At 68.0% G+C, this 11,192-nt stretch carries 8 protein-coding genes and 1 tRNA gene; 7 read left to right on the top strand and 2 right to left on the bottom strand.

The window, feature by feature from the left end; translation table 11 throughout:
• Positions 1–623 (bottom strand): hypothetical protein (locus P1V51_25110; GenBank protein ID MDF1566336.1); only part of this gene is annotated, 623 nt, incomplete at its 3' end.
• Between the two features lie 214 nt (positions 624–837).
• Here P1V51_25110 and P1V51_25115 point away from each other — a divergent pair.
• A tRNA-Ala gene (locus tag P1V51_25115) sits at positions 838–913 on the top strand.
• A 107-nt stretch (positions 914–1,020) separates the two neighbouring features.
• The gene (locus tag P1V51_25120; protein MDF1566337.1) at positions 1,021–1,278 is read left to right on the top strand and encodes a hypothetical protein; all 258 of its coding nucleotides are present in this window, start codon (positions 1,021–1,023) and stop codon (positions 1,276–1,278) included.
• Here P1V51_25120 and P1V51_25125 read toward each other — a convergent pair.
• The gene (locus tag P1V51_25125; protein ID MDF1566338.1) at positions 1,275–1,970 is read right to left on the bottom strand and encodes an NUDIX hydrolase; all 696 of its coding nucleotides are present in this window, start codon (positions 1,968–1,970) and stop codon (positions 1,275–1,277) included. The two genes, P1V51_25120 and P1V51_25125, sit on opposite strands and share 4 nt — an antisense overlap.
• 201 nt (positions 1,971–2,171) lie before the next feature.
• Here P1V51_25125 and P1V51_25130 point away from each other — a divergent pair, with 201 nt between their 5' ends.
• From P1V51_25130 to P1V51_25150, 5 genes are all read left to right on the top strand, one after another.
• Positions 2,172–4,292, top strand: coding sequence for a hypothetical protein (locus P1V51_25130; protein ID MDF1566339.1), 2,121 nt, complete (start codon positions 2,172–2,174; stop codon positions 4,290–4,292).
• A gap of 38 nt (positions 4,293–4,330) precedes the next feature.
• Positions 4,331–6,541, top strand: a complete 2,211-nt coding sequence (locus P1V51_25135) for a bifunctional UDP-sugar hydrolase/5'-nucleotidase (GenBank protein ID MDF1566340.1) — start codon at positions 4,331–4,333, stop codon at positions 6,539–6,541.
• Positions 6,542–6,552: 11 nt separating this feature from the next.
• Positions 6,553–7,941, top strand: coding sequence for a hypothetical protein (locus P1V51_25140; protein MDF1566341.1), 1,389 nt, complete (start codon positions 6,553–6,555; stop codon positions 7,939–7,941).
• A gap of 62 nt (positions 7,942–8,003) precedes the next feature.
• Entirely contained in the window at positions 8,004–9,785 is a 1,782-nt protein-coding gene (locus P1V51_25145) for a hypothetical protein (GenBank protein ID MDF1566342.1), read from the top strand.
• Positions 9,786–10,213: 428 nt separating this feature from the next.
• Complete coding sequence (locus P1V51_25150) at positions 10,214–10,657, top strand: hypothetical protein (protein MDF1566343.1); 444 nt, start codon at positions 10,214–10,216, stop codon at positions 10,655–10,657.
• The last annotated feature ends 535 nt before the right edge of the window (positions 10,658–11,192 follow it).

Here is an 11,192-nt window from a genome sequence, read left to right on the forward strand (position 1 = left end):
GTGGGGGCGGCCGCGGGGGCCGCGACGGGAGGGGCGGCCACCGGGGCCGGTGGCGCGGGCGCCTGGACGGCTCCCATCCCACCGTTGGTGGGGGGCGCCGGCGCGCTCTCGGCCACGACCTCCCGGACCTGGGGCACCATGTCCGCCGGAGGCGGCGGGATCTCGGGCTCGGGGGCCTCGGGCTCGGGCTGCACGGGCCGGTAGTCGATCCCCCACTTCTCCAGCGCCGCCAGGATCCCGGAGTCCGTGGGCGCCGCGTCGGCGGCCTTCTTCAGGCGCTCGGTGCCCACGTCCATCTCCCCCTCCTCGAGGAGGATCAGACCAAGCATGCGGTTCGCCTCGGCCGCGGCGTCGTCGATCTCCAGCGCGCCCTCGAGCTCGGTCTTGGCCTTGCGGTCCTTGCCCTGGGCCGCGTAGACGCGAGCGAGGAGCACCCGGGCCGAGGGATCCTCGGGGTTGGCCTTCACGCCCTTCTTGCAGACGACCATCGCCTCCATGAAACGCTCGAGCGAGAGGTAGGCCTCGGCGAGGGGTCGATAGGCGTTCCCGGCCGGATCGGCGGCGAAGGCGCTCTCCAGCGCCGCGAGATCCTGTGGGGAAGGAGCTGCGGTTTCGGTTGCCATGCTCGTTGTGTTCCCTGGGGACATCGGGGCCAACCTTGGAATCGAGGTCGGCCAAGCCCCTAAAACAAGGTCAATAACAGTGAGGGGGAACGAGTGTCAAAACTCCCCTGGCCCCTTTTCGCCCCCCTCCCCCCCCGGAGGGAATGCCCCCGCTCGCCACGAGGTTCTTGACGGCAGATGAGCACCGCCCTAATCTCCCGCGCCTTCCCGATATGGGGGTGTAGCTCAGCTGGGAGAGCGTCGCGTTCGCAATGCGAAGGTCGTCGGTTCGAGCCCGATCACCTCCACCAAAGGGCGAGTCCGCCGGATGACGGCGGGCTCGCCCTTCTTTCTTGCGGCCGCCGGATCCCCGGGCCAGGCTCCCCGTTGGTAGAGTGAAGCAAGGAGGTAGCCCACGATGTTCGGACTCTTCAGAGCCCTCGGTTCGGCCGTGATCATCGGCGTCGGCGTGAAGGCCGGCGGCGACCTCTACGCCGCGGTGCGGCGCCGCTTCGTGGACGAGGAGGCGGCCGGCGCCGAGGAGGACACCTCACCAGTCGACGAGATCCTGGCCTCCGAGGACGACGACGAGACCCGGGAGGCGCTCCTCAAGGAGGAGCGGGCCCGGATCAACAAGGAGCTCGATCGGATCCGCCGCAGCCGCCAGGGCCGCTAGCGGTCCTCTCCGGCCAGGTGGAGCAGCAGGCGGTGGGCGCCCAGCTCGGTCTTGGCGTCCTGAAGCTCGCCGCGCTGGCTGCGGGCCTGGACCTCGGCGAGGGGGATCCAGGTGATCCTCCCGCCCTCCTCCATCGGCGACCCGTCGCCCTCGGGTAGCTCCCGGGGCCGGCCGGTGACCTCGACGGCCGTGAGGTGCACCTTCTCCGAGAGGGTGCCCGGGACCAGATAGAAGGGGGCGCCCAGGTGGACGATCTCCTCCGGCGCCACCCGGAAGCCCGCCTCCTCGAGCACCTCGATCGCCGCCCGGCGCCGCACTCCCTCGAGGCCCCGATCCTCGGCCTCGAGGATCCCCGCGACGATCTCCTGCACGAAGAGGCCCGCCTCGCCCTCGGGCACCGGGGGCTCTCGGTCCTTGCGGAAGAAGGCCCCCGGGCGGAGGCAGTCGCGCAGGAGCAGCTCGGGCCCCGCCGCCCCCCGACGCCAGACGAGGACGCCGACCGCGTCGAGGTGCTCACGATCGACGAGGTCCACCGGGAAGGGCTCCGACCGGCTGCCGTCCTCGCGGCGGCTCCGGCAGATCAGCCGCTTCACTCGCAGGAAGCCCTCGTCGCATCGAGCCTCGGCGGTCCGATCCTGCACCACCTCGAGGGCGACGGGCCGGGGGGCTTCCGGGCGGGGATCCGTGGGCATTTTCTCCGGTCCTTTCAGGGGTTTCACGGCGGTTCGGGCCTTCCATTGACGACGGCGCCGCCCCCCCCCTATTGTCCGCGCGTTCGGCGCCGCGGGCGAGGGGCACGCGGTCGTAAGTGCCCCAAGCGGGGGCCCGCTGGCAACGGCAGTCATCACCGACGCCGGACACTCTTCATTCCAAACACCCCCGAGGTCTCGATCATGCGCGGTTCGATCCTGTCTTCTCTCGTCCTCTCGGCCTTCCTGCTCACCCTGGTGGGCTCGGCGGGCTGCCCCTTCGTCCGTGACAACGACACCGACGGCGGCTCCACCACCGACGGTGGCGGCGACGGCGGCGGCGGCACCATCGAGGGCCCCTCGGCCCCCGGCAGCTGCGACGACGGGCTCGACAACGACGGTGACACCTTCTTCGACTGCGACGACATCGGCTGCGCCGACGACACCGCCTGCACCGCGCCCCCGACCCTCACCATCTACGACGTGCGGGATCCCTCCAGCAACTTCTACCCGGGCATCGGTGATCCGGTGGCGGTGGACGGCGTGATCGTGACGGCCGTCGACGCCCGCACCCGCAGCGGCGTCACCTTCTACGACGTCTGGGTGCAGGAGAAGGCCGGCGGCCCCTTCAGCGGCGTGATGCTCTTCGGCCTCGACACCCCCCTCGCTCGCGGTGACGAGGTGAACTTCCGCGGCACCATGGACGTGTACTTCGACCTCACCGAGATCACCGACTGCACCGCCACCGTCGTGGCCAGCGGTCAGCCGATCCCCGCCCCCGAGGTCCTCGACGCGTCCGTCCTGGCCACCGCCAGCGCCGAGTCCGAGCAGTGGGAGTCCGTGCTCGTCGAGGTGCGGGGCGTGAGCGTGACCGAGACCCCGGTGCTGGGCACCGACGGCAACGATCACGGCGACTTCCGCGTCACCGGCGACCTCCTCGTCGGCAACCTCTTCTACCACGACTACACCGGCATGCGGACGCAGGGTGACAGCTTCCAGTCCCTCGTCGGCATCATGAACTTCAGCTACGACGAGCGCCGCCTGCAGCCTCGCGACAACGACGACATCACCTTCACCGACGGCACCCACCCGGGTCCGGTGACCCTGACGATCTACGACATCCAGAATCCGAACTCCGCCAACTACCCCGGCGATGGGGCCGCGGTGGGCCTCTCCGGCGTGGTGGTCTCCGGCAAGTCCGCTCCGGACGCCAACGGTCGGGTGAACTTCGTGGTGCAGGAGGTCGCGGGTGGCCCCAACTCGGGCATCTACGTCTACAACCGGGCCAACGCCGACATGTCCGCCATCGCCGTGGGCGATCTGGTCGACCTCTCGGGCAACTACACCGAGTTCGCCTTCAACGGCGACACCGACACCGTCTCCGAGATCACCCTGAACACCATCACCAAGACCGGCACCGGCACCGCGCCCACGCCCGAGGTGCTCACCGCCGCCGAGCTGGCCAACGCTGCCACCGCCGAGCGCTGGGAGGGCGTCCTGGTGGAGATCGGTGCGACCACCTGCACCGTCGCCTCCAACCAGTACGGCGAGTTCCAGGTCACCGGCGGCCTGAAGGTCGACGACATGTTCATGGGCTCCGACCTCGGGCCCCACTCGGTGGGCGACACCTTCGATCGCCTCGCCGGCTTCCTCCACTACGCCTTCGGCTACGCGCTGGTGCCTCGCGACGCCAACGACATCACCATCGGCACCGTGGTCGGCCCGACCGTGCTGCCCATCACCTCCATCCAGGACACCACGGCCGTCGACTTCCCCGGCGAGAACGCCTACGTCCGCGTCGTCGACGCCGTGGTCACCGCGGTCGTCCCCCGCAACAGTGGCGGCGTCTACGGTTTCTACATCCAGCAGGGAACCGGGGCCTACACGGGCATCTACGTCTACGTGCCCGCCGCCCAGGATCCGGGTTCGCTGAACGTCGGCGATCAGGTCACCGTGGAGGGCACCTACACCGAGTACAACGGCATGTCCGAACTCACGGTCTCCAGCCTGACCGTCACCGGCACCGCCGCCGTGCCGGCGCCCGAGGCGATCACCGATCCCGGCACCTTCCTCGGCAACACCGGCGAGCCCTGGGAGGGCGTCCTGGTGACCGTGGACAAGGGCGCCTCCAAGATGGTCGTCGATGCCGCCCCCGACACCTACAACGAGTGGACCGTCGACTCCGGCGTCATGGCCGTCGACGACTCGATGTACTTCTACCAGGCCACCGCGGGTGAGCAGATCCAGACCATCACCGGCGTCGTCGACTGGGCGTTCAGCCACTACCGGATCCAGCCCCGGCAGGCCTCCGACATCACGCCCTAGGGCGCACCGCATCTTCTCTTCAGCAAGAAAGAAGCTCCATGAACCGCACCATGCTCTGGGCGGCCGTGCTGGCCCTGACCGGCACCGGCTGCCTCATCAAGCAGGAGCAGCCGGCGCTGGAGGATCAGGACGTCGCCCTGACCATCCTCCACACCTCGGACATCCACTCCCGGCTCCTCCCCTACGATCTGCAGCCCCTCACGACCGACCGTAACCTCGGCCTCGCCGAGCAGGCCCCCCCCTACGGCGGGATCGGCCGGCTCTCGGCGCTGCTGAAGCGGGAGCGAGCCAAGAGCTACCGGGCCATCCACCTGGACTCGGGTGACTGCTTCCAGGGCGCGCCGATCTTCAACGAGAACCTCGGTGAGGTGGAGATCCGCTGGCTCTCGCAGGTCCACGCCGACGGCGTGGTCATCGGGAACCACGAGTTCGACGCGGGCGCCTGGAACCTCTACTACCAGGCGGCCGCCCACGCGACCTACCCCCTGCTGGCCGCGAACTACGACTTCCGCGATCCGCAGAAGGAGGGCGTGGTGCCCCTGGGTGAGGTCTCCCAGCCCTACACCATCATCAACGCCCGGGGTCTGAAGGTGGCGGTCATCGGCATGGCCAACATCTCCTCGCTCAACTCCATCGTGGCCGAGGGGAACTCCACCGGCGCCATGCCGCTGGAGCAGAACGAGGCCCTGCGCGGCTGGGTCGACTTCCTCCTGCCCCAGGTCGACGTCATCACGGTCACCAGCCACCTCGGCCTGCACGAGGACGTCGAGCTGGTCACCGGCTACGAGCGCACCTTCGCCCACGAGGAGGCCCGCCTCTTCGTGCAGCGCGAGGATCAGCCCTGGCACCTGGTCGAGGACCTGGGCGACGGCACGGGCACCTACTTCATCCCCGGCGTGCGCGGCCTGGACGTGATCATGGGCGGTCACCTCCACGTCGTCCTCTCGCCCCCGCAGGTCATCGTCGACCTCGACGGCCGCGAGGTCGTGCTGGCGCACTCCGGCGCCTTCGCCAAGTACCTCGGGCGCCTCGACCTGGTGCTGCGCACCGATCCGGACCACCCGGAGCGGGGCCACGAGGTGGCGGCCCACACCTACAAGGCCTTCCCCCTCGACGGCATCTGGTGCCTCGAGGATCGCCCGGCCTACAACCCCCTCGATCCGGGCCCCTACCTCGAGATGATCGAGAACTTCGCGCCGCAGTGCGCGAGGCGGGAGGACGCCCAGACCAACCGGATGCTCGCCCCCTACATCCTGGGGCTGAACAACTCCCTCGACCTGCCCGCGATCTTCGCCTACGCGCCGCGGGTCATCCAGCGCCGAAACTCGTCGTCCGGCGGTGACGCCCCGCTGGGCAACCTCACCGCCGACGCCATGCGGCGGCGCAAGCGGGTCGACGCCGAGATCGCCATCACCAACACCCTCGGCATCCGCGACGCCATCTACGCCGGGCCGGTGAACGTGGAGACGATGTTCAACGTCTTCCCCTTCGAGAACACCATCACCGTCATGTACCTCTCCGGCACCGAGGTGCAGGAGCTCCTCGACTACGTCGGCTCCCGCTCCGCCGGCCGGGGCTGCCAGTCCCAGGCCCAGATCGCCGGCGTGCGCTTCGTGATGGACTGCGGGCAGGTGCTGGCCAACGAGCACGAGTACGAGTGCCAGCAGCCCTCCGACTGCCCCAACTTCGACCCCACCGACACCGACGGCATCCCCTGGCAGTGCGTGGACAACCGCTGCTGGGCCCACTCGGCCAAGGACATCATGATCAACGGGCAGCCGCTGCAGGAGAGCTACTCCTACAAGATGGCGACCAACAACTACATCGCCCAGGGCGGCTCGGGCTTCCGCATGCTGAAGCGGAACACCACCCAGTTCGACACCGGCATCTCCCTGCGCGACGGCCTCGTCGAGAAGATGCGGAACTTCTGCACCTGCAACGAGCTGCTCGCGGCCGTCGCGGCCAGCCCCGACGGGACCGTGGAGCGCTGCAACGGCCAGGTCGTGGACCTGGTGGCCATCCGGACCTGTGAGGCCATCCGGGACGCACCGGAGGCCGCCAGCGCGGGCAAGTGCAGCTGCGGGGAGGTCCAGGAGGCCCTGAACGCGGGCGTCCGCGACAACCAGAACTGCGGGCACATCACCGACTCCATGAAGGCCTTCTGCGAGGCGCCACTCTCGGTGCCCGTGCTGGTCGGAGTCGAGGACGGACGCATCGAGCGCCGGGTCATCGACCGGTCGCTCCAGTGAGAGGCATCGACATGTACCGCAAGACCCTCATCGCCCTGGCGGGCCTGGCCCTGCTCGGCAGCGCCGGCTGCGTCGAGGAGCGCAAGCTCACCGAGACCGTCAGCAGCTTCCAGGTGGAGCTCGATCAGGTGTACGGCACCGCCGAGATCCCCCTGGCCTTCCCGGACGCGCCGATGCCGGTCCAGGTGACCGTCACCGCGCTCTCGAACACCGGCGGGCCCTTCAAGGGGCTCGACTTCCCGGTCACCCTCTACACGGCGCCGGGCAAGGCCCAGACCGTGGACGGCCTCACCCTGGTGCAGGCCGACCTGGTCGACGGCAAGGGGCAGGCCGACCTCACCCTCCAGGCGGTCTACGGACGCACCCACGTCTGCGCGAAGGACAACCTGCGGGGCGAGGACTCGACCTACGCCATCGGCTGCACCCCCACCCTCTACTTCGACATGCCCCGCATCGATCAGGTGCAGGTGACCACCGACGCCACGACCAGCCCCCTGCTGGGCGGCTTCATCGAGGTGCGCAGCGGCGACCTGATCGTCACCGGCATCCTGGCCGAGGGCTTCTACGTCACCGACCTCGAGGCCCCGGCCCCGGCCGGCGGCCTCCCGGGCGACTTCGGCTCCCTCTTCATCTACTCCTTCTCCTTCCCCGAGGGGGTCGTCATCGGTGACCGCCTCTCCTCGGTGATCGGGACCGTGCAGGAGTTCACCGGCTCGACCCAGCTGACCTTCCCCTCCTGGACCCGGAAGGAGGTCCCGACGGACCGCTGCTCCGTGCCCTGGATGGCCGGCACCAACACCGACTGCCCGACCGCGCCGATCCCGGTGGTGCTGGACGACGTCATCTGCGACGCCGGCCCCGCGCCGGTCCCCGTGCCGGCGGGAACGAACAGCACCACCTACCTCTGCGGTCACGCCACCGACAACATCCTCATCGAGAGCCTCGAGGCGGCGGTGGTGCAGGCTCAGAACGTCGTGACGCCCACCAACTTCGTCGACTGCGACTACAACCTCGACGGAGACGTGGCCAACTTCGACGCCTCCTGCGGCTTCGACACCGACTGGGTCGCCTGCGAGGCGGCCGTGAAGGCCGGCACCGCCACCGGGCAAGAGCGGGCCTGCTGCGAGATCGCTTGCAAGTCGGCCTGCAACCTCGACATGACCTGCTCCGAGGCCTCGAGCCTGACCACCTACGGTCAGTGGTCGGGCGCCATGAACGGCGGCGCCGGTCCGAAGGTCAACTTCCTCACTCAGCAGGGCTTCCCCGAGCTCGATCTCCTCAAGCCCGAGTACCAGGGCATCGCCCTCGACATCGCCGGAACCCTGCGCCACTCCCTCCCCGCCCGTCCGCGGTGGGTGGTGGTGGCCCGCAGCGCCCAGGACGTCGTCTTCCGACCCTGATCCGGCCCCTCCCTTCTACGAATCCACTTCCAAACGAAGCCAAACGAACGACGACATCGATCATGAACGCACTGCGAATCCTCCCCCTCGCTTCCCTGCTCCTCTTCCCCTCCCTCGCGCTCGCTCAGGGCGAGGCCGAGGCCACCGAGGCCACCGAGACCACCGAGAACGCCACCGCCGAGGAGGCCCCCGCCGCCGAACCCGAGAAGACCGAGGTCCGGGTGAAGCTCGAGCGCGCCGGTGAGCCCGAGGTCACCGTCACCGACCCCGCCGGCAAGGCCGTGAAGGTCGAGACCCTCGAGAGCGGAGACGCCGACCACAAAACCATCGAGGTGCGGGTCCACCAGGTCGAGGAGAAGTCCTCGGCACCCTCCTTCTGGAGCCCGGCCATCGACACCCGGCTGACCTTCGTGCTGGCCGACGACAACCTCCTGGCCGGCCCGGGCGAGACCGACGAGCCCAGCCCCGGCCCCCAGCTCTACGCTGACGGCGCCAACAACCTCTTCTTCGAGAGCTACGACACCAAGGACTCGGGCTTCGACAACCTGACCCACCTGGTGCTCTACAAGGAGTCCCCCACCTTCTTCGAGGGGCTCACCGGCGCCGCGGCCCTGGTGCTCCGCCTGGACGTGGATCCCAAGGACAGCCGCGGCAGCACCTTCCGCATCCGTGACTCCTCCTCCTACGTGCAGCTGCGCCACCGCCCGGAGAGCTGGGGCGAGAAGGAGTCGATCTCCTTCACCGGCTTCCCGGTCTCCTCGGACCGCTTCCTCCTGGGCTACTCCTACCGCCTGACCTGGGGTGGTAGCGGCATCTTCATCCAGAGCACCAAGGTTCCGGGCGCCCGGCTGCAGGTCACCCGGGACCGCTGGTACGCCTGGGTGGGCGCGAAGACCGCCGTCCTCGACGAGACCGTCGAGGGGAACACCGAGCAGAACACCGAGAAGGTCGCCAACTACGGTGGCCTGGCCGGCTTCGGCGTCGATCTCACCGACGAGCTGCGCGTCGAGGGTGGCGGCGGCTACTTCACCCGCGGCACCTTCGCCCGCGAGTCGGTCCGGGGCGAGAAGCTCTGGGCAACGGGCGTGAGCGGTCAGGTGGCCTGGCACGTCGGGCGTGACGTCGGCACCTCCATCGACCTCAAGCTCTACCAGAACGACCCGATGAATCATCAGAGCTTCTTCCGTCAGGTGAAGTACGACGACGGGATGGACTGGGTGATCAAGGCCGAGCTCTCGTACCTGGTGCAGAACCTCGAGGACATCGAGAACTACGGCTCCACCGTGGCCCAGAAGGCCATCGCCGGTGACATCAACTACGCGATGCGGATCAAGAAGCACCGCGTCTTCGCCGACCTGGTCTACCGCGACCTCTCCCACGTCCTCTTCAACGTCCCCTCCCTGGTGCCCTTCGTCTCCTACGCCGACGCGATGGAGGTCCACCCCGAGTGGTTCTTCGCCGCGGCCTGGGACTACCACTTCCCGAAGGCTCACTTCACGCCCGGCCTGCGCTTCGGCGTGCAGAGCCCCGCCTACGCGATGGTCGAGGCCGTCTCCGCCGGCACGAACCCGCCGGACAGCCTGACCGGCAACCGGGCGGTGGTCATCCGCCGGGCGGGCGAGTTCAACGTCCTGCCCGAGGGTGAGCAGGCCGTGCCGGTCTTCGCCTTCCAGGGCACCATGAAGCTCGACATCTCCGAGTCCCTCGCGGCCCTCGGCGAGCTCTCCTTCGAGGTCGACAACAACCGCGCCACCTTCCGCGAGAGCGCGGCCGGCGAGACCATCGCCGTCTTCGTCGACCCCTACGTCCTCTCCTTCAACCTGGTCCTCCAGGCCCGGTTCTAGAAGCACGTAGAACGAACTCCAGAACGCCCGCGCCCCCTCCGGCGCGGGCGTTCTCTTTTCCGTCCCCCAATAGGTGCCCCCAATAGGTGCCCCCAATAGGTGCCACCCGATTATCAGACCGAATCAACGGTCCCCCACCGGGACATTGTTCCGAGAATCGGTCCGCCCATCCGACTACCCGAGCGCGCGATCCGCGCCTCGCCTCATCAAATTGGCAATGATCTGGCGGATTTTGTACCGCCTCAACGAGTCGAGCGTCCTTGGTGCATGGCTTGCTAGGCATCGCCGCTGTGCCTCGCCCCCTTCACTTCTGCCACCCATGGCAACCAGTCGAACTGGTTGCCCGCACCGTCCAGGGGCGCCACCTCCTGAGACCCTCACGGCGCCTCAACGCCCTCATCGTCGGAGTCCTGGCGAAGGCTCGGAAGATGTTCGACGTGCGCATCTACGCGCCCGTCTTCCTCTCCAACCATTTTCACATCCTTGCCGCCGCCTGCACGCAAGCCGAACTTTCGCGGTTCAAGTGCTTCATCATGAGCAACATCGCCCGCGAAGCAGGGCGACTGCATGGGTGGACGGGCCCCTTCTGGGACCGGCGGTGTCGCACGATCTCCATCACTGATGATGCAGCCCTGCTCGACCGGCTGCGGTACATCCTCGAGCATGGTTGCAAGGAGGGCCTCGTGCATCATCCCTCCCAGTGGGAAGGGGTGCAGGCCGTCTCGGCGCTGGTCGAGGGCCTACCCCTCGAGGGCTTCTGGGTGAACAGAACGGCGATGTACGAGGCAGCCAAGCGCGTGAGTGCCCACATCCGCGAGGAGGACTTCACGACTCACTTGCAGCTCGAGCTCGATGTCCTGCTTTGCGACTGAATCGGGCCGAGATGTCGCCGCTCTCTTCCTGGACGGAAAACAAAGGGTCTGCGGACCAAAAACAGTCCGCAAACCCTTGAAAATTGGTGGCGGTGGGTAGACTCGAACTACCGACACGGGGCTTATGAGGCCTGGCAGGCCGCTCTCAAGATATTGTATTTGCTTGCGTTTGCGCCGCATGACGAAGCGGGTGTGCCATATATGTGCCATGTGACCGCACTTTCGTCGGGTATCTCCCCGCAAGAAGTAGAGGGTATCGCATCAGGATTCGCCGGTTGCCTGGCACGCATCCAGCGGGTCACTAGCTCAAGCCCTGGACCCACGGCAGTATCTACTGAAGGTCAGGCTGCGTCCTCTCTCCAGAATGCTCTGATATGGGCGTTGAAAGGTATGATGGACTCATGTCTCTGCCTGCCCTCAAGGTGCCCTTGGGTATTGCGCCGGATGGGCGGGTCTGCAAGCCGACGGAAGCAAGCAGGGGGAGATATAAGCAGAAGTCGTGGATCGAGGAGTTGAAGAAGGCGGCGTATCCTTC

The organism is Deltaproteobacteria bacterium (assembly GCA_029210625.1).
GTDB lineage: Bacteria > Myxococcota > Myxococcia > SLRQ01 > SLRQ01 > JARGFU01.

Coding starts and splice junctions, on each gene's coding strand:
- P1V51_25120 (MDF1566337.1), top strand. CDS start 1,021: ATGTTCGGACTCTTCAGAGCCCTCGGTTCGGCCGTGATCATCGGCGTC.
- P1V51_25125 (MDF1566338.1), bottom strand. CDS start 1,970: ATGCCCACGGATCCCCGCCCGGAAGCCCCCCGGCCCGTCGCCCTCGAG.
- P1V51_25130 (MDF1566339.1), top strand. CDS start 2,172: ATGCGCGGTTCGATCCTGTCTTCTCTCGTCCTCTCGGCCTTCCTGCTC.
- P1V51_25135 (MDF1566340.1), top strand. CDS start 4,331: ATGAACCGCACCATGCTCTGGGCGGCCGTGCTGGCCCTGACCGGCACC.
- P1V51_25140 (MDF1566341.1), top strand. CDS start 6,553: ATGTACCGCAAGACCCTCATCGCCCTGGCGGGCCTGGCCCTGCTCGGC.
- P1V51_25145 (MDF1566342.1), top strand. CDS start 8,004: ATGAACGCACTGCGAATCCTCCCCCTCGCTTCCCTGCTCCTCTTCCCC.
- P1V51_25150 (MDF1566343.1), top strand. CDS start 10,214: ATGTTCGACGTGCGCATCTACGCGCCCGTCTTCCTCTCCAACCATTTT.